The following is a 21,589-nucleotide window of genomic DNA, read 5'->3' on the forward strand; positions in this document are numbered from 1 at the left end:
GCGTTCACCCCTGCGGCTTGAACAGCGCCACGTCCACCGCGTTGACGCGGCGCGGCAGCAGCTTCTCGGCCAGGAAGGCGTCGGCGATCTTCTGCTGCTCGGTGATGTTCTGCGGCGTGACCGGGCGCACCGCGTAGCTGCGGCGGCCGTTGGCTTGTTCGACGATGGCCGCGTCCAGGCCCCAGAAGGGCGCGAGCAGGGCGGCGGCGTCCTTGGGGTTCTGCTTGACCCAGCGGCCGGTCTTCTCCAGCTCGGCGTAGATCACGCCGAGCACGTCGGGCCGGGCCTGGGCGAAGCGGGTGCTGGCCAGGTAGTAGCGCTGGTACGAGGCCAGGCCCGTGCCGTCGGCGAGCACGCGCGCGCCGGCCTGCTTCTGCGCGGCGGAGAGGAACGGGTCCCAGACCACCCAGGCGTCCACCGCGCCTTTCTCGAAGGCGGCGCGGCCATCGGCCGGCGTGAGGTAGGCGGGCTCGATGTCAGCGAAGGACAGGCCGGCTTTTTCCAGCGCGGCGATCAGCAGGTAGTGCGCGCCGGCGGCTTTGGCGAAGGCCACGCGCTTGCCCTTGAGCTCGGCCACGCTCCTGAGCGGCGAGTCCGCGCGCACCACGATGGCCTGGGCGGTAGGCGAAGGCGCTTCCTGTGCCACGAAGGTGAGCTGGGCGCCCGCGGCCTGGGCGAACACCGGCACGGTGTCGGCCACGTCGGCGCTGAAGTCCAGGTTGTCGAGGTTGAGCGCTTCGAGCAGCGGCAGGCCACTGGTGAACTCGTGCCAGCTGAGCTTGACGCCCAGCGGCTCCAGGCGCTGTTCCAGCGTACCCTGCAGGCGCAGCACGGCGATCAGCGTGGACGATTTCTGATAACCCAGGCGCACGGCGCGCGGCGCGTTGCCCTGGGCCAGGGCGGCACCGGCGGCGAGGGAACCCAGGGCGCCCAGCGCGGCGCGGCGGTTGAAGAGGGAGTGCGTCATGGTGGTCGTTCTCGTTGGATGGGTTCAGGGGTTCTGGTAACCGGGGTGCCAGCGCAGCCAATAGCGCTCCAGGCCGCGCGCGAACACGTCGGCCAGCTTGCCGAGCGCGGCGTAGAGCAGGATGCCGACGAGCACGATGTCGGTCTGCAGGAACTCGCGGGCGTTCATCGTGAGGTAGCCGATGCCGGCCTGCGCCGAGATGGTCTCGGCCACGATCAGGATCACCCACATCAGGCCGAGCGAGAAGCGCAGGCCGACCAGGATGGAGGACAGCGCGCCGGGCAGGATGATCTGGGTGTACAGGCCCCAGCGCGAGAGGCCGTAGGTGCGGCCCATCTCGATCAGGCCCGGGTCCACGTTGCGGATGCCGTGGAAGGTGTTGAGGTAGATCGGGAAGAACACGGCCACTGCGATGAGGAAGAGCTTGGCCACCTCGTCGATGCCGAACCACAGGATCACCAGCGGGATCAGCGCGAGCGCCGGGATGTTGCGCACCATCTGGATGCTGGAGTCCAGCAGCGTTTCGAAGAAGCGCACCGAGCCGGTGAGCAGGCCCAGCGCCAGGCCCAGGCCGCCGCCGACGGCCAGGCCGATCAGGGCGCGGCCGGCGCTCACCTTCACATGGGTCCAGAGTTCGCCCGAGACGGCCAGTGTCCAGAACGCGGCGACCACGTCCAGCGGCGCGGGCAGCACGCGCGTGGACAACCAGCCCAGCGAGGACGAGAGCTGCCACAGCACCACCAGCAGCACCGGCACCAGCCAGGGCAGGAAGCGCTGCCAGAGGCCGCGCAGCAGCGGGCCGAGGAAGGCACCGGCGCCACGGCCGGGCAGCAGGCCCCAGCCGGGCGCGTCGATGGTGTCGGGCACCGGCGTCACCGGGGCCTCGCGGAGGGTTTGGGCGTTGGCCTGCGTCATGCGGCGCTCCCTTGTGGCGAATGGTCGGGTTCGAGGAACTCCAGCGGGTTGCCCGCGGGGTCGTTGACGAAGAAGCGCAGGTGGCCGGGCAGCGGGCGGGTTTCGTCCAGCTCCAGCCCGGCGTCGAGCAGCTTGGCGCGAAAGCCGGGCAGGTTCTGCACTTCGAAGGCCAGGCGCGAAGGCGAGGGCGGCGGGGCCCAGTTCGGCACGGGCACGAGGTCCACACGCTGCGAGGCGGCGTAGAAGCGCAGCGCGTTGCCGGTGCCGCCCAGGCGGAATTCCTTCAAGCCCAGCAGCTCGCCGTAGAAGTGCCGCACCAGCGACTGCTGGCCGGCGGGGAAGCCAAGCTGCACGTGGTGGATGGAATGGATGGTCATGGCAACTCCGTGACGCTTGCAGAGGTCTCTTCCAGAGACACCGCGGAACCGGCTTCGCCGGGCCGCTGGTGTTGCCCCCTGGAGGGGGTGGCGCGCAGCGCCGCAGGGGTGGGAACGAATACGTTGGCCACGGTTTCGCCGAACGGGCCGGTGAGCGCGGGGCCGGGCAGCTTCTCGCGCAGCTTGCGCGGCAGCAGCGGGAACACGAGTTCGGCGAAGCGGTAGGCTTCTTCGAGGTGCGGGTAGCCCGAGAAGATGAAGTTCTCCAGGCCCAACTCGGCGTACTCCTGGATGCGCGCGGCCACGGTCTCGGGGTCGCCCACCAGGGCGGTGCCGGCACCGCCTCGCACCAGGCCCACGCCGGCCCACAGGTTGGGGCTGATCTCCAGGTCGGCGCGGGTGCGCTTGGCCCCACCGGCATGCAATGCGGCCATGCGGCGCTGGCCTTCGGAATCCATCTTGGCGAACGCGGCCTGCGCGCGGTTCACCACGTCGTCGTCGAGCTTGCTGATGAGCGCATCGGCGGCGGCCCAGGCCTCGGCGTCGGTCTCGCGCACGATCACGTGCAGGCGGATGCCGAACTTCACCGTGCGGCCGTGCTTCGCGGCGCGGGCGCGCACGTCGGCCACCTTCTTCGCCACCTCGGCCGGCGGCTCGCCCCAGGTGAGGTAGGTGTCCACCTGTTCGCCCGCGAGTTCGTGCGCGGCTTCCGAGGAACCGCCGAAGTACACCGGCGGGTGGGGGTGCTGCAGCGGCGGGAAGAACAGCTTGGCGCCTTTGACCTGCAGGTGCTGGCCGTCGTAGTCGAAGGTCTCGCCTTCGTGGCTGCGCGTGAGGATCTCGCGCCAGATGCGGATGAACTCGGCCGACTGCTCGTAGCGCTGCGCGTGGTCCAGGAACACGCCGTCGCCTTCGAGCTCGGCGCGGTCGCCGCCGGTGACGAGGTTGATGAGCAGGCGGCCGTTGGAGAGGCGGTCGAAGCTGGCGGCCATGCGCGCGGCCAGCGCCGGCTGGTGCAGGCCGGGGCGCACGGCCACCAGGAATTTCAGCCGCTGCGTCACCGGCAGCAGGCTGGCGGCGACGACCCAGGGGTCTTCGCAGGAACGGCCGGTGGGAATCAACACGCCTTCGTAGCCCAGGCTGTCCGCCGCCTGTGCCACCTGCTTGAGGTAGTCGTGGTTGAGCTGCCGCCCGCCCTGCGCCGTGCCGAGGTAACGGCTGTCGCCGTGGGTGGGGATGAACCAGAAGATGTTGAGACCCATGACCGTGTTGCTCCTTAACTTGCGTTGACCGCAGCCTCGAGCACGTTGATCTTTTTCGGGATCAGCTTGAGGTTGAAGAAGGTGTCGGCGATGACCTGCTGTTCCTGCAGGATGGCCTTGGTGATCGGGCCGGTGCCGTAGACCTGGCGGGTCACGGAGCGGTCCACCACCGGCTTGGGCAGGCCCCACAGCGGCGCGAACTCGGCGGCCAGCGCGTCGCGGTTGGCGCTGCCCCACTGGTCGAGCTTGTTGATCTCCTCGATCACGATCTTGATCACGTCGGCGTTCTTCGCCGCGTAGTCCAGCGTGGAGAAGTAGTAGGCGCGGTTGTTCACCACGCCGGTGGCGTCGGCCAGGATGCGGCCGTTCAGGCCCACCTCGGCGGCGGCCAGGAACGGGTCCCAGATCACCCAGGCATCCACCGCGCCTTTCTCGAAGGCGGCGCGTGCATCGGCCGGCGGCAGGAAGACGGACTGCACGTCGTCGTACTTCAGGCCGTTCTTCTCCAGCAGCTTGACCAGGAAGTAGTGCACGTTGGAGCCCTTGTTGTAGGCGACCTTCTTGCCCTTGAGGTCGGCCACGCTCTTGATGGGCGAGTCCTTGGGCACGAGCACGGCTTCGGTGGCGGGGCGCGGCACGGTGGCGGCCACGTAGGCGAGCGGCGCGCCGGCGGCCTGCGCGAAGATGGGCGGGGCTTCGCCCACGTCGCCGAAGTCGATCGAGCCGACGTTGAGCGCTTCGAGCTGCACCGGGCCGGCGGTGAATTCGGTCCAGCTGATCTTCACGCCCAGGGGGGCGAGACGCTGTTCCAGCGTGCCCCGGCCTTTGAGCAGGCTCAGGAAACCTTTCTGGTGGCCGACGCGGAACACGCGGTTGGTCTGCTGGGCCTGCGCGGGCAGGCTGGGCAGCGAGGCGAGGGCGGCGGCGCCCACGCCCGAGAGGACGAAGCGGCGGCGGTTGGAGACATCGAAGGTCATGGCGGTGGTGTTCGTTGAAGGGGTCAGGACGCTGCGCGCTTTCGCGGCGGCGATGCTCCAGGAGGCCGCGGTGACGGCCAGCAGCTGGGCGATGTGGCGGCGCAGGTCGGCCGCACTGAAGGGCTTGGACATGGCGCAGGTCTCAGGGCTGGGCGACGACGACGGCTTCGTTGACCTTGATCGCCTTGGGGATCAGCTTGAGTTCGAAGAAGGTGTCGGCGATCTTTTGCTGGTCGGCGGCCACGGCGGGCGTGATCGGCTTGACGTTGAACTCGTAGCGCTGCAGCGCGAGTTCGACCACTTCGACCGGCAGGCCTTGCAGTGGCGCGATGAGTTCGGCGGCCTGGCGCAGGTTCTTCTTGAGCCAGATGCCTTGCGCCACGGAGTCCTCGAACAGGGCTTCGATCACCTTGGGGTTCTTGCTGACGAAGTTGCGCGCGCCCAGGTAGTACTGGTAGTTGTTGACCACGTTGCCCGTGCCGTCGGCCAGCACGCGGGCGCCGGTGGCTTTTTCGGCGGCGGCCTGGAATGGGTCCCAGATCACCCAGGCGTCCACGTTCTTGCTTTCGAAGGCGGCGCGGCCGTCGGCCGGGGCCAGGTAGACCGGCGTGATGTCGGTGATCTTCAGGCCGTGTTTTTCCAGCTGCTTCACCAGCAGGTAGTGCACGTTGCTGCCCTTGTTGAGCGCGACTTTCTTGCCCTTGAGGTCGGCGACCGACTTGATGGGCGAGTCCTTGGTGACGAGGATGGCTTCGGCGCGCGGCGCGGCCGGGTCATAACCGAAGTAGACGAACTGCGCGCCGGCGGCCTGCGCGAAGATGGGCGGGGCTTCACCCACGTAGCCCACGTCCACCGCGCCGACGTTGAGGCCTTCGAGCAGCTGCGGGCCGGCCGGGAACTCGACCCACTTCACGCCGAAGCCCAGCGGGGCGAGCTTCTTCTCCAGCGTGCCTTGCGCCTTCTGCAGCACGAACAGGCTGGCCGACTTCTGGTAGCCGATGCGCAGCTCGCCCTTGGTCTGCGCTTTCGCTTCGGGCACCGGCAGCAACAGCAGGGCCAGGCCGAAGGCGGCGATGACGAAGACCAGGAAGCCGATGGCCCATTGCTTCAGGCGGCTGAAACGCGTGGGCTCGACCGGCACGCCGGCCTCGGGGTGGTGTTGAAACAGTTCACTCATGATCAATTCCTCTGTCTGTGACGAAGGCGCAGGCAACGGCCGTCCAGGCCATCCGCGCGGTGGCTGAAAAAAACGAATGGGGATGCGGGCGAGATCGGCCGGGTGGTCCCGGCTCGCGGCGGCTCAGACGCTACATCGCACCTGGGCGAACGGCACGGGCGCGAACCCGGCCGTGACCGGCATTCGCAGGCCTTCGTGGAGGAGGGTGTTCACGGCGTCGTCCAGCCGGTCACCGATTTCGGTGCCGACGTGGTACTGGCCTTCGGTGTCCTTCGGGATCTGCGCATCGGTGGCGTAGACCCCGGGGAGGATGTGCCGCGCGGCGAGCGACTGCAGCACGGGGCGCAGCGCGTAGTCGAGCGCGAGCATGTGGTGCGGGCTGCCGCCGGTGGCCAGCGGCAGCACCACCTTGCCCTTGAGGGCGGATTGCGGCAGCAGGTCCAGGAAGACCTTGAGCACGCCGCTGTAGGCGGCCTTGTAGACCGGGGTGGCCACGACCACGGCGCGCGCGGTCTCCACCTGGCTCAGCGCGGACCGGATGGACTTGTGGCCCACGTCCGCCAGCAGCAGGGCCTGGGGAGACAGGTCCCGGATGTGCAGGCGTTCGATCAGCGCGTGGCGCAGGCCCAGCCGTTGGGACACCGCATCGAGCAGCGCCGCCGAGCGCGAGTGCTCGGACGGGCTGCCTGCGATCAAGAGAATGGACACGGTGTGTTTCCCTGAAGGGTCGTTCGTTCTTGTGGGTGGCAGCGCGAAGGCTTCTTCTTACTTCTTGGTGTAGATCTGGTCGAAGCTGCCACCGTCGGCGAAGTGCACCTTGGCCGCTTTGTCCCAGCCGCCGAAGGCGTCTTCGATCTTGAACAGGTTGAGCTTGGGCAGCTGCTTGGCGTACTTGGCCTGGGCCTTGGCCGAGGTCGGGCGGTAGAAGTGCTTGCCGATGATGTCCTGCGCCTCTTCGGTGTACAGGAACTCCAGGTAGGCCTGGGCCACGGCGCGCGTGCCCTTCTTGTCCACGTTCTTGTCCACGACCGTCACGGCGGGCTCGGCCAGGATGGACAGCGAGGGGTAGACGAAGTCCACCTTGTTGCCGAATTCCTTCTCCAGCAGGTAGGCCTCGTTTTCCCAGGAGATGAACACGTCGCCCTGGTTGCGCTGCGCGAAGGTGATGGACGAGCCGCGCGCGCCGGTGTCGAGCACGGGCACGTTGGCGTACAGCTTGCCCACGAACTCCTTGGCCTTGTCGTCGCTGCCGTACTTGCGCTTGGCGAATTCCCAGGCGGCCAGGTAGTTCCAGCGCGCGCCGCCGGAGGTCTTGGGGTTGGGGGTGATGACCTTGACGTCGGGGCGGATCAGGTCGTCCCAGTCCTTGATGTTCTTGGGGTTGCCCGCGCGGGTCACCAGCACGATGGTGGAGGTGTAGGGCGAGCTGTTGAGCGGCAGGCGCTTCTGCCAGTCCTTGGGGATCCAGTTGCCGTTGTCGTGCAGGGCGTCGGTGTCACCGGCCAGGGCCAGGGTGGCGACGTCGGCGTCCAAGCCGTCGATGATGGAGCGGGCCTGCTTGCCCGAGCCGCCGTGGCTTTGCTTGATGGTCACGTCCTGACCGGTCTTGGCCTTCCAGGCCTTGGCGAAGGCGGCGTTGTACTCGACGTAGAGCTCGCGCGTCGGGTCGTACGACACGTTGAGCAGCGTCACCGGCGCCGGCTGGGCCACGGCGGAAAGCGCGCTGGCGGTGAGGGCGGTGGCGGCGAAGGCCTGGATCAGTTGGCGGCGGGTGGTCATGTCGTTCCTCATGGGGATGCGTTGAAGGGATGCCGGATGATCCTTTCAAAGCCACGGATAAGGAACGAATGGTTTTTTGGTTGTTTATTACTTAAACATCTGAGCCGGTTTTTCCTTCCGCCGGGCCGCGCCGGAGCGCGCGAAAGCCCTGGCGGACGCGCTCGACCAGGGCCTGCTCCAGCGTGGAGGCCGGGAAGTGGGGGTTGCGCACCATGAAGACCTGGGTCGACGGCGCCTTGCGCACCGGGCGGAAGGCCAGCCGGTCGTGCGGCCAGGCGCGAGCGGTCAGGCTGTCGACCACCGCCACGCCCGCGCCGGCCGCCGCCAGCGCGCAGGCCACCTGGCCCGAGCGCACCTCGATGCGCTGGCGGCCCGGGTCGATGGCGCGCGGGTAGGCCTGGGCCACCATGCGGCCCTGCGGCGTGTCGGGGCTGAAGGCGATCAGCGGCTCCTTCACGATCTCGCGCAGCGAGACCGCGCTTTCCTGCTCGAAGCGGTGGCCTTTCTGGAACACGCAACTGAGCGACCACGAACCGATGGCTTCGGTGACCAGGGGCGGGTGGTCGATGGGCAGGCTGCTGAAGCCCACGTCGGCCTCGCCGATGGAGAGCAGGCGCACCATCTCGCGCACCAGCTGCGATTCCACATAGAAGCGCGAGTCCGGGTAGCGGGCCGAGAGCGAGGACACCGCCTCGGGAATGATTTCCAGCAGCAGGCTGGGCGTGGCCAGCACGCGCACGGCCAGCCCGCCGCCGGACTTCAGGGCCTGGGCTCGCGCGTCGATGCGCTGCACGCCCCGGTAGACCTGCTCCACCTCGGCGTACAGCGCGTGGGCCTCGGGCGTGGGCTTGAGCCGGCCCTTGCCGCGCTCGAACAGGCTCACGCCCAACTGGAGTTCGATGTGGCCGATCATGCGGCTGATGCCGGGTTGCGAGACATGCAGCAGCCGGGCCGCGTCGGCGGTCGATCCGGTCAACATGGTGGCGCGGAACACCTCAATCTGTCGCAGGTTCATGGCCTTCCTTCCAAGCGATAACAGCATGTTATTGCATGCCATCGAATTGGTATTTGCCTGTTAGGGGGTCCGTTTCTACGATGCCGGCTTCCGACACCGATCCTGGAGACAATACATGACCTCGCCTTCCGCTTCTTCCTCGCCCCTCGTCCGCCGCCGCACGCTGCTCTCGGGCGCCGCGGCCCTGGGCTGTGCCGCCGCCGTCTGGCCACAGGGCGTGCTCGCGCAGTCGGCCTGGCCTTCGCGCCCCGTGCGCATCATCGTGCCCTTCGCCCCCGGTGGCGGTGCCGACAGCTCGGCGCGCGTGCTGGCCGAGCTGTTCGCCGCCCAGCTGGGCCAGGGCGTGATCGTGGAGAACAAACCCGGCGCGGGCAGCGCCGTGGGCGTGAACGCCGCCGCGCAGAGCAAGGACGGCCACACCCTGCTGATGGGCAGCAACAGCATGGTGATCAATCCCTCGCTGATCCCCAACATCGGCTACGACGTGGCGCGCGATTTCGACGCCGTGGGCATGGTCTCGGCCCAGCCGCTGGTGCTGGTGGTGCCGGCCAACTCGCCGCTCAAGAGCTTCGCCGACGTGGTCGCCGAAGCGAAGGCCAAGCCCGGCCAGCTCATGGCGGGCAACAGCGGCAACGGCACGCTGGCCCACCTGGCTTCGGAAATCTTCGCCAGCCAGACCGGCACCACGATCACCCCCGTGCCCTACAAGGGTGAGAGCGCGCTCATGCCCGACCTGATGGGCGGCCTGGTCTCGCTGGGCTTCCTGAACCTGCCCAGCGTGATCGCGAACATCCGCTCGGGCCGCCTGCGCGCGCTGGCCGTGTCCTCGCCGAAGGAAGTGCCGGAGCTGCCGGGCGTGCCCACCTTCCGCTCGCTCAACCAGCCCAGCCTGGAAGTGCAGGGCTGGGCCGCGCTGTTCGCGCCCAAGGACTCGATCCCCGCCGACGGCTTGGCCAAGCTCGAGAAGCTGCTGGCCCAGGCGCTGGCCTCGGACGCGGTGAAGAGCCGCTTCGCCACGCTGGCCGTGTCGCCGGTGAGCCAGAGCCGCGCGGAGACCGTGAAGTTCATGAAGGCCGAGACCGAGCGCTACGCCGCCGTGATCAAGGCGCGTGGCATCAAGGCGGAGTGAACGTGAGCCCTGCCAACGGACGGGCACCGATGACGGTGGATGTGCTGGTGTGCGGCGGCGGTGTCGCCGGCACCATGGCGGCCGTGGCCGCGGCGCGCCAGGGCGCTTCGGTGCTGCTGGTGGAGCGCTACGGCTTCCTGGGCGGCAACGCCACCGGCGGGGCGGTGGCCCAGTTCAACAGCTGGCAGACCGAGAACGGCCGCCGCGTGATCGCCGGGCTGGCCAGCGAGGTGGTGGAGCGGCTGCGCGCCTACCAGGCGGCCGGCGAGCACGAGGTCTTCGTGATGTCCACCGGCCACCGCATGGACCGCGTGGAGTACGCGCCCGAGGTGCTCAAGCTGGTGCTCGACGACCTCGTGACCGAAGCCGGCGTGCAGCCCATGCTGCACGCCCAGGTGTGCGACGTGGTGCGCGAGGGCGATCGCATCCAGGCCGTGCGCCTGCTCACCAAGAGCGGCGTGATCGAGGTGAACCCGCGCGTGGTGATCGACACCTCGGGCGACATCGACGTGCTGCACCGCGCGGGCGCGGACTTCCTGGAGCTGGACGCGGGCGATGCCCTGCAGCCGGCCACCATGATGTTCCGCTTCGGCCCGATCGACTTCGCGCGCTTCGACGCGCTGGCGCCGGCCGAGGTGCAGGCCCTGGCGCGCCAGGGTTATGAAAGCGGCGAGCTGGCGCGGGCCGCGCTGCACTCGTCGCGCGACCCTTACTCCCACGACGGCTGGTTCAACATCAGCCGCCTGGGCATCGACGCCACCGACGCCAGCGCGCTCAGCCGCGCCGAGATCGACGGCCGCCGCCAGGCCTGGAAGGCCGCGGCCTACCTGCGCCGTGCCGTGCCCGGCTGCGAAGGCGGCCGCCTGCAGGCCTTCGCCACCCAGGTCGGCATCCGCGAGACGCGGCGCGTGCAGGGCGACCACGTGCTCACGGCCGAGGAGCTGCTGCAGCCCACGAGCTTCGCCGACGGCATCGCCTGTGGCGCCTACCCGATCGACATCCACCCCGCCGCCGGCGGCGAGCTGATCTATTCGGGCCTGGGCGAAGACCACGCGTACCAGATTCCCTACCGCAGCCTGATCCCCACCGGCCTGTCGAACGCGCTGGTGGCGGGGCGGGGCATCTCGGCCACGCACGCGGCGCTGGCCGCGATCCGCGTGATGACGATCTCGATGGCGGTCGGCCAGGCGGCCGGCACCGCCGCCGCCATGGCCTGCCAGGCCGAGGGCGCGCCCGACGTGCGCGCGGTGGACGCGGCGGCGCTGCGCGCCAGCCTGGTCGCGCAGGGTTCCCTGGTGGGCGGTTGAGCGTGCGCATCGATGGCCGCACCGAGCTGATCGCCCTCATCGGCCACCCGACCCACACGGTCAAGTCGCCGATGATCTACAACCCGCATTTCGAAGCAGTCGGCATCAACGCCCTGGTGATGCCCATGGACTGCCGGCCCGAGTATTTCAGCGTGCTGATGCGCGGCCTGTTCGCGCTGGAGAACACGCGCGGCGCGCTCATCACCATGCCGCACAAGGTCGCCACCCTGGCGCTGCTGGACGAGGCCAGCGTGGCCGTGAAGGTGGCGGGCTCCTGCAACGCGGTCAAACGCACCGAGGACGGCCGCCTGGTGGGCGACATGTTCGACGGCGAAGGCTTCGTGCGCGGCGTGCGCCGCAAGGGGCTGCCGCTGGCGGGCGCGAGCGCGCTGGTGGTGGGCAGCGGCGGCGTGGGCTGCGCCATCGCGGCCTCGCTGGCCGGCGCGGGCGTGGCCACGCTGGCCTTGTTCGACGCGAACGCCGCCTCGGCCCAGGCCCTGGCCGATCGCTTGCGCCAGCACCACCCGGCGCTGCGGGTGCTTGTGGGCAACAAGGACCCCCAAGGCTTCGACCTCGTGGTCAACGCCACGCCGCTGGGCATGAACGCGGGCGACCCCTTGCCGCTGGACGTGGACCGCCTCTCGCCCGACACGCTGGTGGGCGAGGTGGTGATGAAAGCCGAGATGACGCCGCTGCTGCAGGCCGCGCGGGCCCGGGGCTGCCCGGTGCAGATCGGCACCGACATGCTGTTCGAGCAGATCCCGGCCTACCTGGAATTCTTCGGCCTGCCCACGGCGACGGCGGACCAGCTGCGCGCGACCGCGCGGCTGGCCTACTGAGGACCGCCGCTCACGCGCGGGCGGCGTGCTGGTAGCCGGTGCGCAGCAGCGGGGTGAGGGCGCCGAAGCGCGGCCACTCCAGCAGCACACCTTGCGCTTGCAGCAGCCGCTGGAAGTCCTGCAGCAGCTCCGGCTTGGCGCGCACCGCGCGTGGCGGTTCGGCCCGTTGCAAGGCGAAGGCGGCGAGCGAGCCGGCGGCTTCGCCGATGCTCCATTCGGTGGCGTGTTCGCGGTAGGCGCCGTTGGTGACGCGCGTGGTGCCGAGGTTCTTGCAGGCCGGCAGCAGGTTGTCCACCCGCTGCGGCAGCAGGGCGCCCAGCGGGATCTGGAACGGGTACGCGTCGATGTCCACCGTGTTGCGCCCGCGCGTGCTGGGGTGCAGGTCGATGCGGTAGGCGCCGATGCCCACGCTGTCGAAGAAGCGCTCCGCGCCGTCCTGCCCCGGCCGCGCGGCCACGCCGATGTGCTGTTCGAGCACGGTGAACTCGGCCTGGATGCGCCGGCCTTCGCGCCAGTAGACCTGCTGGGCCATGCCGTCTTCGGTGCCCAGCACGTCGCCGCGCAGGCGCAGGCCCGGGTAGCCCACGCCGCCGTCGTGGCGCGGGGCTTCGGTCTGCATCCAGTAGAAGAAGCCCAGGCTGAACTGCCTGGCCTGCCGCAGCGCGTGTTGTTCCTCGGCTTCGGACACACCGATCAGCGGCTTCTCCCAATAGTCCATCTGCGGCCAGTTGGCCAGCGTGATGTCGCTCTCGTAGGCCCCCGGCTGGAAGTGGCCGCGCCAGGCGATGCGGCGCGCGTGCCAGAGGTCGTACACGCCGGGCGCGTCGGTGTCGCCCGCGAACAGGGCGCGGGTGCGCGGCTGGTGGGTGACGAAGTCCGACAGCGTCCAGCTGTACTGGGCGTTGGGCCAGCAGTCGAGCTGCAGGGTGCGGAAGCGCTCGTAGCCCTCGGGTTGGTCGATCACGTGGTGCTCGCCCGGGCGGTGCTCCATGGCGAAGCACCAGGTCACGGCCTGCTGGTCCATGGGGTCGGCCTGCGCCAGGGCATGGGGCTCCTGCGTGGCCGACTGCGCCTCGGCGCCCAGCACGTGCTCCACGCCGGCCTGTTGCAGCAGCTCGCCGGTTTCGGTGGCGTCGATGAACAGCGGCGCCTGCAGCACGCTCTCGCGGCCCGTGCGCAGGTCGCGCAATTCCAGCGCCCTGAGCCGGTCGCCTTCGCTGTGCGCGCGTTGCACGCGGTGCTGGCGCAGCACGCGCAACCGGCCGTCGTGTTCCCAGGGCGCGAGCAGTTCGTCGATCACCTTCGCGGCCACCCAGGGCTCGTGACACAGGGTGCTCACATTGCCCTGACCGGGGTTGAGGCACAGCGCGCGCCGGGCCTCGGGGGTGAGGGGCAGGTGCAGGCGGTAGTGCTCGCGGATGGCGCGGCGCAGCTGCGCGTAGCTCTGCGAGGCCTGCAGCGATTCGATCCAGGGGTACTCGTCGGGCGGCACGGCCTGGGCCGTGAGTTGACCGCCGAGCCACTGCAGCGCCTCCACCAGCACCACGCGCCGGCCCAGCCGCAGCGCGGCCAGCGCCGCCGACACCCCACCCAGGCCACCACCGACGATGGCGACCTCCGTTGTCCAACCGCCTGCCACCACCGCCATGCTCATTCCACCTTGATGCCCATGCGGCGGATCGCTTCGCCGTAGCGCTGCGTGTCCGAGCCGATCAGTTTCTGGAACTCGGCCGGCGTGCCGCCGCCGGATTCCAGGCCCAGACCGCTCAGGCGCTCGCGCAGCTCGGGCTGTTGCAGCGCGGCGTTGAGCTCGCGGTTCAGGCGCTCCACCATGGCGGCGGGGGTGCCCGCCGGCGCCAGCACGCCGAACCAGCCGATCACCTCGAAGTCGCGGATGCCTTGTTCGATCACCGTGGGCACGTCCGGCAGCGCGGTGCTGCGGGTGCGGGTGGTCACGGCCAGCGCGCGCAGCTTGCCCGACTGGATGTGGGGCAGGGCGCTGGAGGGGATCTCGAAGCCGACCTGCACCTCGCCCGAGAGCAGCGCGGTGAGCGCCGGGCCCGAGCCTCGGTAGGGCACCTGGACCATGTCGGTGCCGGTGTCCTTCTTCAGGAACTCGGCCGCCAGCGCGGTGGTGGTCGCGCCACCGCCGCCGGCGGCGTAGTTCAGCGTGCCGGGCGCCTTGCGCGCGGCGTCGAGCAGTTCGCTGAGCGATTTCCAGGGCTGGGCGGCCGGGGCCACCACCACCACCGGCGTGGCCGCGAGCTTGATCACCGGGGTGAAGGCCTTGATCGGGTCGTAGCGCAGCGTGGGGTAGAGCGCGCCGCTGCCGGCGTGGCCGCTGGTCACCAGCAGCAGGGTGTGGCCGTCGGGCGTGGCCGAGGCCACCGCGGCGGCGGCGATGGTGCCGCCCGCGCCGGGCTTGTTGTCCACCACCACGGGCTGGCCGAGCGCGCCGGTGAGTTTCTGCGAGATGGCGCGCGCCAGGATGTCGGCCGAGCCGCCGGCGGCGAAGCCCACGGTGAGGGTGACGGGCTTGCTGGGCCAGGCCGCTGGTGCCTGGGCCTGGGCCAGCAGGGCGGTCGAGCACAGCGCGGTGGCGAGGGCGGTGCGCGCCAGGGCGCGCCGGTGAAGCTTGAACATGTCTTGTCTCCTGAATGAATCCCGGTGTTCGGGCCGAGTGGGGGGATGCTAGGAGGGCCGCTCCATACGATCCAATACTTTTCCGCCAGTTCTGAATAACACGGGGTTATGCGTGGGCGACAATGCGGCCCATGAACCTGCGTCAGATCGAGGTGTTCCGCGCCGTCATGACCACCGGCTCCACCACCGAGGCCGCGCGGCTGCTGCACGTCTCGCAGCCGGGCATCAGCCGCCTGGTGCGCCACCTGGAACTGCAGCTGGGCGTGGCCCTGTTCGAGCGCCGCAGCGGCCGGCTGGTGCCCACGGCCGAGGCGCGCGAGCTGCAGGAGGAAATCGAGAAGGTCTACCGGGGCGTGCAGCACGTGCGCGACGTGGCGGCCCACCTGCGCTTCGGCACGCGCACCACGCTGCGCGTGCTCTCCAGCGCCAACACCGCGCTGCAGCTGGTGCCGCGCTGCATCGCCGCGCTGGTCGGCCAGGCCACCACCGCGCGCGTGCTGTTCGAGTCGCTGCCCACGCGCGAGATCGTCAAGCTGCTGGTGACGGAGGAGGCCGACGTGGCCATCTCCAGCGCGCCGCTGGACCACCCGGCGCTGGACATCGAGGAGATCGGCCGCTGGGAGCTGCTATGCGCCTTGCCCGCCGACCATGCGCTGCTGAAGAGGGCCAAGCCGTCGTTGGCCGAGGTGCTGGCCGGCCGCCTCGTGGTCTACAGCCCGGAGGCACCGCAAAGCGCGGTGATCGACCACTGGATCGAATCGCACGGCGTGGCGCGCAACGTGGCGGCCGAGGTGCGCTCGGGCCTGGCCGCGTGTTCGGTGGCGGCCACCGGCGCGGCCGTGGCCTTCGTGGACGACCTCTCGGCCCGCGCCCACCGGCCCGAAGGCCTGGTGTTCACGGCGCTGCCAGGTTCACCCACGTTTCCGATCTTCGCGGTGCGCAACCGACACCGCCCGCTCTCGCGCCTGGGCACCGCGTTCCTGCAGATCGCGCGCGAGCAGCTGGAGGCCCTGCGCGCGGCGCCCCTGCCGTTGCACAAGGCCGCGCTGCGCTGAAGGACGTTCAGGCCGCCGCGATCGGCAGGCCCACGAGCTTTTCGAGTTCGGCGTGGTCCAGGCCCTCGACCTTGTCGATCAGCTTCAGACCTTGCGGCGTGCACGCCAGCGTGGCGAGGTCGCTGTAGATGCGCTTGACGCAGCCGATGCCGGTGAGCGGGTAGCTGCACTGCGCCACCACCTTGCTCGCGCCCTGCTTGGTGAGCAGGTCCATCATCACCCAGGTCTGCTTGGCGCCGATGGCCAGGTCCATCGCGCCGCCCACGGCCGGAATGGAGCCCGCTTCGCCGGTGCTCCAGTTGGCCAGGTCGCCGGTGGCCGAGACCTGGAAGGCGCCGAGCACGCAGATGTCCAGGTGGCCGCCACGCATCATGGCGAAGCTGTCGGCGTGGTGGAAGAACACGCCGCCGGGCAGCAGCGTCACCGGCTGCTTGCCGGCGTTGATCAGGTCGTAGTCTTCCTCGCCCGCGGCCGGCGCCGGGCCCATGCCCAGGATGCCGTTCTCGCTGTGCAGCACCACCTCGATGCCCGGGGGCAGGTGGTTGGCCACCAGCGTGGGCTGGCCGATGCCCAGGTTCACGTAGGCGCCGTCGTGGATGTCCTGCGCCACGCGGCGCGCGAGTTCGTCTTTGGTTCTTCTCGTATAGCTCATGCGGCCTCCTTGAAACCGCCGGCCTGCGTGGCCACGCGAGGGATCTGCACGATGGCGCTCACGTGGATGCCGGGCGTCACCACCGCTTCGGGGTCGAAGCTGCCAAGTTCGGCGATCCCGTAGACGCTGGCGATGGTGCGCTTCGCGGCGGTCGCCATCACCGGGCCGAAGTTGCGCGCGGCCTTGCGGTAAGTGAGGTTGCCCCAGCGGTCGCCGCGCTCGGCCTTGATGAGCGCCACGTCGCCGAAGATCGGGTACTCCAGCACATAGGGCTTGCCGTTGATCACGCGCGTTTCCTTCGCGCTGCCGTCGGCGTTCTTCGCGAGTTCGGTGCCGAAGCCGGTGGGCGTGAAGAAGGCGCCGATGCCGGCGCCGGCGGCGCGCAGGCGCTCGGCCAGGTTGCCTTGCGGCACCAGCTCGAGTTCGAGCTGGCCGCTGCGGTAGAGCGCGTCGAACACATGGCTGTCGGCCTGGCGCGGGAAGCTGCAGATGACCTTGCGCACGCGCCCGGCCTTGAGCAGCGCGGCCAGGCCGGTGTCGCCGTTGCCGGCGTTGTTGTTGACCACGGTGAGCTCGCGCGCGCCCTGGTCGATCAGGCCGTCGATGAGTTCACCGGGAATGCCGGCGGTGCCGAAACCACCGATGAGCACGGTGGCGCCGTCTTCGATGCCGGTGAGCGCCTCGGCGACCGAGGCGGCGATCTTGTTGATCACGGAAGTTCTCCTTCAGGGGGTGCCCGCGCATTTTGTCAGCGAAAGGCCCGCCATTTCGTGTCCACATTTCCCTCTGCGGAAAACTGATTTTCAGGTGACCCGAAAGGCACCCGAGCCCGGATAGGCTGCGATCATCGCGGGGAACGACGCATCAAGATAGGGACAAAAAAGGCATGAAATCATTCGTCTACCAGAACCTGCCGGCGCGCGTGGTCTTCGGTGCCGGCTCGCTGGCCCAGCTGCCGCGCGAAATGGACGCCCTGGGCGCGGCGCGCGCGCTGGTGCTCAGCACGCCCGAGCAACGCGCCTCGGCCGAACGCGTGGCCGAACTGCTCGGCGCGCGCGCCGCCGGCATCTTCGACCGCGCGGTGATGCACGTGCCGATCGAGACCGCGCGCGAAGCCCGCGAGGTGGCGCGCCAGCTGGGCGCGGACTGCGCCGTGGCCATCGGCGGCGGCTCCACCACCGGCCTGGGCAAGGCCATCGCGCTCGACTCGGGCCTGCCCATTGTCGCCATCCCCACCACCTACGCGGGCTCGGAGATGACGCCCATCTACGGCATCACCGAAGCCGGCCTGAAGAAAACCGGCAAGGACCCGCGCGTGCTGCCGCGCACGGTGATCTACGACCCCGAGCTGTCCCTGGGCCTGCCCGTGGCAATGAGCGTCACCAGCGGCATCAACGCCATCGCTCACGCGGCCGAAGGCCTGTACGCGACCGATGCCAACCCCATCATCGACCTCATGGCCGAAGAGGGCATCGCCGCGCTGGGCCGCGCGCTGCCGCGCATCCGCGCGCAGCCGGCGGACGCCGAGGCGCGGTCCGACGCCCTGTACGGCGCCTGGCTCTGCGGCACCGTGCTCGGCGCGGTGGGCATGGCCCTGCACCACAAGCTCTGCCACACCCTGGGCGGCAGCTTCAACCTGCCGCACGCCGAGACGCACACCATCGTGCTGCCGCACGCCCTGGCCTACAACGCGGCGGCGGCCCCGCAAGCCATGGAACGCATCCGCCGCGCCCTGGGCGGCGCGAGCGCGGCGCAGGCGGTGCACGACCTCGCCAAGGCCAACGGCGCGCCGGTGGCGCTGAAGGACATCGGCATGAAAGCCGAGGACCTGGACAAGGCCTGCGAGATCGCGATGAGCAACCAGTACCCGAACCCGAGGCCGCTGGAGGCGGGGGCAATCCGGCGCTTGCTGCAGGATGCGTTCGAGGGCACGCGGCCTTCCTGAGGCTAGCGCTGGCCCTGCGCCAGCAGATCCACATACGCCCCACCCACCAGCTGCGAGGGCGCGATGCCGAGGTCGGTCATCAGCCGGTGCGCTTCGCGCACGCCGGCTTCCAGCGGTTCGCCGTCTTCGAGCACCACCTCCAGTTCGAGGAAGTCGCCCAGGCCCTGCACCTTGTCGAGGTGGATGCGGGTGCGCCCCAGCAGGTACAGCGTGCGGTCCTTGATGACGCGGCCGATCTCGCCGTGCGCCAGCGTGAGGGCCTCGCGCAGGCTGGCCGGGCTGGCGGTGGGTGAGCGCACGTAGAACGATTCCTTGGGGCCTTGCCGGTCGGTGCGGCGGTAGAAGATCAGCTCGCCTTCCGTTTCTGAAAACACGCGCAGCTTGAGGCGGCCGTTGTCGCAGCGGAAGAAAGTGTCGTCCTGCGCGATGGCGATGGGGCCGTGGTCGGCCATGGCGGCGGCCTTGGCGGCGACGGCGCTGAAGTTGTCCAGGCGGGCTTTGATCTCGACGTTTCTCGGCATGGTGGGGGGCGATGGCGGGGTGGTCAGGCCGCGGCCTGGGGTGGTGCAAGGAGTTTGCGCATCAACGCGTTCGGGATGATGACACCCGCGCGCACGGGAAAGCGCTGCTCCACGACCTCGAACCCGAAGCGGGCGAAGAAGGGCTGTGCGGTTCGGCTGACGTCCGCCGTGAGTTCGGTGATGCCCTGGCGGGCCGCCTCTTCGTGAATGCGCTCCATGAGGCGGCGGCCCACCCCCTGGCGAGGAAAGTCGGCGGACACGAAGAAGTGATCGATGTAGCCGCTGGGTTGCAGGTCCGCGTAGCCGGCGATCACGCCATCGACCTCGGCCACGAAGGGCCGAAGGCGGCGCATCTTGATGGCCCACGGCCCCGGGTCCTGCCGGTCCGGCGCCCAGGCCTGGACCTGCTCGGGCGTGTAGTCGCGCGAAGCCACGCGGTGGATGGCCTCGCGGTGCACGCGGTAGAGGGCCGCTTCGTCGCCGGGCTGGAAAGGGCGGATGTTCATCGTGCGATGGCGCTCTGCGAGACGGTCAGTAGACGGAGAAGCGGCCCGTCCACTTGCGCTCGTAGTCCATCTTCTCGAAGTGCGCGGCCATGAAGTCGATGAAGGTGCGCACCTTGGCGCTGAGGTGCTTGCGGCTGGGGTAGGCCAGGTTGACGGTGAGGCGGGGCAGGTCCCAGTCGTCGAGCATGGGCACCAGGCGGCCGGCGACGATGTCGTCGTAGACGATGTAGCTGGGCTGGACCAGGATGCCCATGCCGTCGAGCGCGGCGGCGCGCAGGATCTGGCCGTCGTTGCTCTCCAGCAGGCCCTTCACGTTGACGGTCTGCTGCTCGTCGCCGCGCGTGAAGCGCAGTTCGTTGGGGTTGTTGGCGTGCGTGTAGATCAGCAGCTTGTGCCGGTGCAGGTCGTCGATGGTGCGCGGCACGCCGTGGCGCGACAGGTAGGCTGGCGACGCCGTGAGGATGCGCCGCGTGCCCGCGAGCCGGCGGATGGTGATGTTGGAGTCGGGCTCGTATTCGCGGTTGCGGATCGCCACGTCGATGTTGTTGTCGATGATGTCCAGGTAGCGGTTGGCCGCTTCCACGTGCACCGACACGTTGGGGTAGCGCTCGGTGTACTCGCGCAGCAGCGGCGCGATGTGGTGCATGGAGAACGAGAGCGAGGCGGTGACGCGCAGCACGCCGGTGGGGTTGAGCGCGGCCGCGTTCACGGTGGACTCGGCGTCGCGCAGGTCGGCCAGGATGGCGCGCGAGCGCTGGAAGAACTCCTGCCCCGTGTCGGTGAGGTAGAGGCGGCGCGTGTTGCGCTCCACCAGGCGCACGCCCAGGCGCGTCTCCAGCGCGGCCAGGTGGCGGCTCGCGCTGGCGTTGGACAAATTGAGCAGCTCGGCCGCGCGGCTCAGGCTGCCGGTCTCGGCCACCTGCACGAACAGTTCGATCTCGGTCCAGCGGTCCATGGTCTCCTCTTTGTTGCGCCTGACGAAAAAGTCATTTTTGTCTCAGGTCTTTTTCGGGGTCTCCCAAGGCCGTACATTGTGCCGGCACTCCCGGAGACCACGCTTGAGAAACCTCGACCAGTACAACATCACCCAGGCGGTGCTCGCGCGCATGGCGAACACGCCAGACCCGCGCCTCAAACAGATCATGACCAGCCTGGTGCAGCACCTGCACGCCTTCGCGCGCGAAGTGAAGCTGACCGAGGCCGAGTGGAAGGCCGGCATCGACTTTCTCACCGCCACCGGCCACAAATGCACCAACCAGCGGCAGGAATTCATCCTGCTCTCGGACGTGCTCGGCCTGTCCATGCTGACGGTGGCGCAGAACAACGACAAGCCCGCCGGCTGTACCGAGGCCACGGTGTTCGGGCCCTTCCACGTGGAAGGCGCGCCGCACTACGAGCATGGCGCCGACGTGGCCAACGGCGCGGCCGGCACGCCCTGCCTGGTGCGCGGCAGCGTGCGCGGGCTCGACGGCGCGCCGGTGGCCGATGCCGTGATCGACGTGTGGCAGGCCGACGCCGATGGCATGTACGACGTGCAGCGCACCGACCTGCCCGAGGCCCAGGGCCGGGGCGTGCTGCGCAGCGGCCCCGACGGGCGTTTCCACTTCCAGAGCGTGGTGGCCGAGCCGTACCCGATTCCCGACGACGGCCCGGTGGGCGACATGCTGCGCGCCACCGGCCGCCACCCCTGGCGCCCGGCGCACCTGCATTTCATGATCCAGGCGCCCGGCTACGAAACGCTGGTGACGCACGTGTTCCGCGACGGTGGCGAGTACCTCGACTCAGATGTCGTGTTCGGCGTGCGCCAATCCCTGGTGGCCGACTGGGTGCGGCAGCCCGACGGCACCCACACGCTGGACTTCGACTTCGTGCTCAACCGGGCCCAGCCCGCCACCGCCGCCCGCGCCACATGATCAAACACATCGTCATGTGGAACGTGCACGGCGAGACCGCCGTGGCCAAGGCGCACAACGCGCAGCGGCTCAAGCGCGCCTTCGAAGGCCTGCGCGAGCAGATCCCCGGCCTGCTGCGGCTGGAGATCGGCCTGGACGAAAGCGGCGTGGACTACGCCTGCGACGCCGTGCTCTACGCCGAATTCGAGTCGCGCCAGGCCCTCGACGACTACGCCCACCACCCCGCGCACACCCGCGTGCGCCACGAACTGGAGGGCGTGCGCACCGCGCGCCACCAGGTCGACTTCGAAACCCTTTGAATCACCGCAACCCCCTAGGGAAGGTCTGCACAACGCTCGCCGCCATGGGCCCTGATGCGCGATGTTTCAGATGGCGAGAGATGCGGCGCGATTCGGGCCATTTCAGGGTCAGTTTGCGACTCAGCGGCGGCCTCTCGGGCCCCTTTGGGCGCACTCATCCCCGGGCCTCTTGCAAAAGCGTTCGACGCACCATCCACAAGTTGCTCAATGCGAACAGCGTGTGCAACTGCGCCGTGTTCTTGGCAAGCCCTCGATAACGCACTTTCACATGGCCGAACTGGCGCTTGATGACCCGGAACGGATGCTCGACC

Annotated in this window: 24 protein-coding genes; 7 read left to right on the forward strand and 17 right to left on the reverse strand. The window is 69.5% G+C overall.

The annotated features are described in order from the left end of the window. Positions 1 to 4: 4 nt before the first annotated feature. The 9 genes from AC3WPZ_RS15560 to AC3WPZ_RS15600 all read right to left on the reverse strand — a co-directional run bounded on the left by AC3WPZ_RS15560 (position 5) and on the right by AC3WPZ_RS15600 (position 8,469). A complete protein-coding gene (locus AC3WPZ_RS15560) occupies positions 5 to 967 on the reverse strand; it encodes an aliphatic sulfonate ABC transporter substrate-binding protein (RefSeq protein WP_492440451.1) in 963 nt (320 codons plus the stop codon). Positions 968 to 991: 24 nt separating this feature from the next. Continuing rightward, entirely contained in the window at positions 992 to 1,882 is an 891-nt protein-coding gene (ssuC, locus tag AC3WPZ_RS15565; RefSeq protein ID WP_492440453.1) for an aliphatic sulfonate ABC transporter permease SsuC, read from the reverse strand. Continuing rightward, positions 1,879 to 2,259, reverse strand: a complete 381-nt coding sequence (locus AC3WPZ_RS15570) for a VOC family protein (RefSeq protein ID WP_382324279.1) — start codon at positions 2,257 to 2,259, stop codon at positions 1,879 to 1,881. Before AC3WPZ_RS15570 ends, ssuC begins: the two co-directional genes overlap by 4 nt. Further along, positions 2,256 to 3,521, reverse strand: a complete 1,266-nt coding sequence (gene ssuD, locus AC3WPZ_RS15575; protein ID WP_444686359.1) for an FMNH2-dependent alkanesulfonate monooxygenase — start codon at positions 3,519 to 3,521, stop codon at positions 2,256 to 2,258. The genes AC3WPZ_RS15570 and ssuD overlap by 4 nt, the downstream gene beginning before the upstream one ends. Positions 3,522 to 3,535: 14 nt before the next feature. Continuing rightward, positions 3,536 to 4,498, reverse strand: coding sequence for a sulfonate ABC transporter substrate-binding protein (locus AC3WPZ_RS15580; protein ID WP_444687467.1), 963 nt, complete (start codon positions 4,496 to 4,498; stop codon positions 3,536 to 3,538). 142 nt (positions 4,499 to 4,640) lie between these two features. Further along, positions 4,641 to 5,675, reverse strand: coding sequence for a sulfonate ABC transporter substrate-binding protein (locus AC3WPZ_RS15585; protein WP_382158630.1), 1,035 nt, complete (start codon positions 5,673 to 5,675; stop codon positions 4,641 to 4,643). Positions 5,676 to 5,798: 123 nt separating this feature from the next. Then, on the reverse strand, positions 5,799 to 6,383 hold the full coding sequence (gene ssuE, locus AC3WPZ_RS15590; RefSeq protein ID WP_444686360.1) for an NADPH-dependent FMN reductase: 585 nt from the start codon (positions 6,381 to 6,383) through the stop codon (positions 5,799 to 5,801). Between the two features lie 57 nt (positions 6,384 to 6,440). After that, positions 6,441 to 7,454, reverse strand: a complete 1,014-nt coding sequence (locus tag AC3WPZ_RS15595) for a sulfate ABC transporter substrate-binding protein (protein ID WP_382324281.1) — start codon at positions 7,452 to 7,454, stop codon at positions 6,441 to 6,443. Positions 7,455 to 7,545: 91 nt separating this feature from the next. Further along, positions 7,546 to 8,469, reverse strand: coding sequence for a LysR family transcriptional regulator (locus AC3WPZ_RS15600; protein ID WP_444686361.1), 924 nt, complete (start codon positions 8,467 to 8,469; stop codon positions 7,546 to 7,548). 115 nt (positions 8,470 to 8,584) lie between these two features. On the opposite strand from AC3WPZ_RS15600, the gene AC3WPZ_RS15605 reads away from it, so the two are divergent. The 3 genes from AC3WPZ_RS15605 to AC3WPZ_RS15615 are packed head-to-tail and all read left to right on the forward strand — an operon-like array spanning position 8,585 to position 11,744. Next, the gene (locus tag AC3WPZ_RS15605; RefSeq protein WP_444686362.1) at positions 8,585 to 9,598 is read left to right on the forward strand and encodes a Bug family tripartite tricarboxylate transporter substrate binding protein; all 1,014 of its coding nucleotides are present in this window, start codon (positions 8,585 to 8,587) and stop codon (positions 9,596 to 9,598) included. A 2-nt stretch (positions 9,599 to 9,600) separates the two neighbouring features. Further along, entirely contained in the window at positions 9,601 to 10,905 is a 1,305-nt protein-coding gene (locus tag AC3WPZ_RS15610) for an FAD-dependent oxidoreductase (protein ID WP_382324287.1), read from the forward strand. A 2-nt stretch (positions 10,906 to 10,907) separates the two neighbouring features. Next, positions 10,908 to 11,744 carry a shikimate dehydrogenase family protein gene (locus tag AC3WPZ_RS15615; RefSeq protein WP_492440469.1) on the forward strand — a complete coding sequence of 279 codons (837 nt, stop codon included), beginning with the start codon at positions 10,908 to 10,910 and terminating at the stop codon, positions 11,742 to 11,744. Positions 11,745 to 11,754: 10 nt separating this feature from the next. Here AC3WPZ_RS15615 and AC3WPZ_RS15620 read toward each other — a convergent pair whose 3' ends face one another. Together AC3WPZ_RS15620 and AC3WPZ_RS15625 are read right to left on the reverse strand one after the other, a co-directional pair. Beyond that, complete coding sequence (locus tag AC3WPZ_RS15620) at positions 11,755 to 13,392, reverse strand: FAD-dependent oxidoreductase (RefSeq protein WP_492440456.1); 1,638 nt, start codon at positions 13,390 to 13,392, stop codon at positions 11,755 to 11,757. Positions 13,393 to 13,394: 2 nt separating this feature from the next. Beyond that, positions 13,395 to 14,387: a tripartite tricarboxylate transporter substrate binding protein gene (locus AC3WPZ_RS15625; protein WP_492440458.1), complete on the reverse strand. Its 993-nt coding sequence runs from the start codon at positions 14,385 to 14,387 to the stop codon at positions 13,395 to 13,397. Between the two features lie 131 nt (positions 14,388 to 14,518). Between AC3WPZ_RS15625 and AC3WPZ_RS15630 the strand changes: the two genes are divergently transcribed. Next, complete coding sequence (locus AC3WPZ_RS15630; RefSeq protein WP_382324293.1) at positions 14,519 to 15,442, forward strand: LysR family transcriptional regulator; 924 nt, start codon at positions 14,519 to 14,521, stop codon at positions 15,440 to 15,442. Between the two features lie 7 nt (positions 15,443 to 15,449). On the opposite strand, the gene AC3WPZ_RS15635 is transcribed toward AC3WPZ_RS15630, so the two are convergent. Both AC3WPZ_RS15635 and AC3WPZ_RS15640 read right to left on the reverse strand, forming a co-directional pair. Then, positions 15,450 to 16,094, reverse strand: coding sequence for a 3-oxoacid CoA-transferase subunit B (locus tag AC3WPZ_RS15635; protein ID WP_382326845.1), 645 nt, complete (start codon positions 16,092 to 16,094; stop codon positions 15,450 to 15,452). Then, a complete protein-coding gene (locus AC3WPZ_RS15640; RefSeq protein WP_444686366.1) occupies positions 16,091 to 16,807 on the reverse strand; it encodes a 3-oxoacid CoA-transferase subunit A in 717 nt (238 codons plus the stop codon). The genes AC3WPZ_RS15635 and AC3WPZ_RS15640 overlap by 4 nt, the downstream gene beginning before the upstream one ends. A gap of 173 nt (positions 16,808 to 16,980) precedes the next feature. Between AC3WPZ_RS15640 and AC3WPZ_RS15645 the strand changes: the two genes are divergently transcribed. Beyond that, the gene (locus tag AC3WPZ_RS15645; protein ID WP_492432204.1) at positions 16,981 to 18,039 is read left to right on the forward strand and encodes a maleylacetate reductase; all 1,059 of its coding nucleotides are present in this window, start codon (positions 16,981 to 16,983) and stop codon (positions 18,037 to 18,039) included. A gap of 2 nt (positions 18,040 to 18,041) precedes the next feature. Here AC3WPZ_RS15645 and AC3WPZ_RS15650 read toward each other — a convergent pair whose 3' ends face one another. From AC3WPZ_RS15650 to AC3WPZ_RS15660, 3 genes are read right to left on the reverse strand one after another with little or no spacing between them, the layout of a single operon-like run. Beyond that, positions 18,042 to 18,560, reverse strand: coding sequence for a class IV adenylate cyclase (locus tag AC3WPZ_RS15650; protein ID WP_492440460.1), 519 nt, complete (start codon positions 18,558 to 18,560; stop codon positions 18,042 to 18,044). Between the two features lie 23 nt (positions 18,561 to 18,583). Beyond that, positions 18,584 to 19,066 carry a GNAT family N-acetyltransferase gene (locus AC3WPZ_RS15655; protein WP_492440462.1) on the reverse strand — a complete coding sequence of 161 codons (483 nt, stop codon included), beginning with the start codon at positions 19,064 to 19,066 and terminating at the stop codon, positions 18,584 to 18,586. A 25-nt stretch (positions 19,067 to 19,091) separates the two neighbouring features. Then, entirely contained in the window at positions 19,092 to 20,021 is a 930-nt protein-coding gene (locus AC3WPZ_RS15660; protein ID WP_382158600.1) for a LysR family transcriptional regulator, read from the reverse strand. 103 nt (positions 20,022 to 20,124) lie between these two features. On the opposite strand from AC3WPZ_RS15660, the gene AC3WPZ_RS15665 reads away from it, so the two are divergent. Both AC3WPZ_RS15665 and AC3WPZ_RS15670 read left to right on the forward strand, forming a co-directional pair. Then, the gene (locus AC3WPZ_RS15665; protein WP_492432198.1) at positions 20,125 to 20,979 is read left to right on the forward strand and encodes an intradiol ring-cleavage dioxygenase; all 855 of its coding nucleotides are present in this window, start codon (positions 20,125 to 20,127) and stop codon (positions 20,977 to 20,979) included. Beyond that, positions 20,976 to 21,278 (forward strand): Dabb family protein, encoded by a 303-nt coding sequence (locus AC3WPZ_RS15670; protein WP_382158596.1) that lies wholly within the window; start codon positions 20,976 to 20,978, stop codon positions 21,276 to 21,278. Before AC3WPZ_RS15665 ends, AC3WPZ_RS15670 begins: the two co-directional genes overlap by 4 nt. A 154-nt stretch (positions 21,279 to 21,432) precedes the next feature. On the opposite strand, the gene AC3WPZ_RS15675 is transcribed toward AC3WPZ_RS15670, so the two are convergent. Next, on the reverse strand, positions 21,433 to 21,589 hold a 157-nt coding region (locus AC3WPZ_RS15675; protein WP_492440471.1), incomplete at its 5' end, for a transposase.

It is taken from the genome of Hydrogenophaga sp. FW305-3-2-15-A-LB1 (assembly GCF_058787875.1).

Excerpts from the sequence above, each read along its gene's own strand:
- AC3WPZ_RS15560 (WP_492440451.1), bottom strand. The coding sequence starts at position 967 with ATGACGCACTCCCTCTTCAACCGCCGCGCCGCGCTGGGCGCCCTGGGT.
- ssuC (WP_492440453.1), bottom strand. The coding sequence starts at position 1,882 with ATGACGCAGGCCAACGCCCAAACCCTCCGCGAGGCCCCGGTGACGCCG.
- AC3WPZ_RS15570 (WP_382324279.1), bottom strand. The coding sequence starts at position 2,259 with ATGACCATCCATTCCATCCACCACGTGCAGCTTGGCTTCCCCGCCGGC.
- ssuD (WP_444686359.1), bottom strand. The coding sequence starts at position 3,521 with ATGGGTCTCAACATCTTCTGGTTCATCCCCACCCACGGCGACAGCCGT.
- AC3WPZ_RS15580 (WP_444687467.1), bottom strand. The coding sequence starts at position 4,498 with ATGACCTTCGATGTCTCCAACCGCCGCCGCTTCGTCCTCTCGGGCGTG.
- AC3WPZ_RS15585 (WP_382158630.1), bottom strand. The coding sequence starts at position 5,675 with ATGAGTGAACTGTTTCAACACCACCCCGAGGCCGGCGTGCCGGTCGAG.
- AC3WPZ_RS15595 (WP_382324281.1), bottom strand. The coding sequence starts at position 7,454 with ATGACCACCCGCCGCCAACTGATCCAGGCCTTCGCCGCCACCGCCCTC.
- AC3WPZ_RS15600 (WP_444686361.1), bottom strand. The coding sequence starts at position 8,469 with ATGAACCTGCGACAGATTGAGGTGTTCCGCGCCACCATGTTGACCGGA.
- AC3WPZ_RS15605 (WP_444686362.1), top strand. The coding sequence starts at position 8,585 with ATGACCTCGCCTTCCGCTTCTTCCTCGCCCCTCGTCCGCCGCCGCACG.
- AC3WPZ_RS15620 (WP_492440456.1), bottom strand. The coding sequence starts at position 13,392 with ATGGCGGTGGTGGCAGGCGGTTGGACAACGGAGGTCGCCATCGTCGGT.
- AC3WPZ_RS15625 (WP_492440458.1), bottom strand. The coding sequence starts at position 14,387 with ATGTTCAAGCTTCACCGGCGCGCCCTGGCGCGCACCGCCCTCGCCACC.
- AC3WPZ_RS15630 (WP_382324293.1), top strand. The coding sequence starts at position 14,519 with ATGAACCTGCGTCAGATCGAGGTGTTCCGCGCCGTCATGACCACCGGC.
- AC3WPZ_RS15635 (WP_382326845.1), bottom strand. The coding sequence starts at position 16,094 with ATGAGCTATACGAGAAGAACCAAAGACGAACTCGCGCGCCGCGTGGCG.
- AC3WPZ_RS15645 (WP_492432204.1), top strand. The coding sequence starts at position 16,981 with ATGAAATCATTCGTCTACCAGAACCTGCCGGCGCGCGTGGTCTTCGGT.
- AC3WPZ_RS15650 (WP_492440460.1), bottom strand. The coding sequence starts at position 18,560 with ATGCCGAGAAACGTCGAGATCAAAGCCCGCCTGGACAACTTCAGCGCC.
- AC3WPZ_RS15655 (WP_492440462.1), bottom strand. The coding sequence starts at position 19,066 with ATGAACATCCGCCCTTTCCAGCCCGGCGACGAAGCGGCCCTCTACCGC.
- AC3WPZ_RS15660 (WP_382158600.1), bottom strand. The coding sequence starts at position 20,021 with ATGGACCGCTGGACCGAGATCGAACTGTTCGTGCAGGTGGCCGAGACC.
- AC3WPZ_RS15670 (WP_382158596.1), top strand. The coding sequence starts at position 20,976 with ATGATCAAACACATCGTCATGTGGAACGTGCACGGCGAGACCGCCGTG.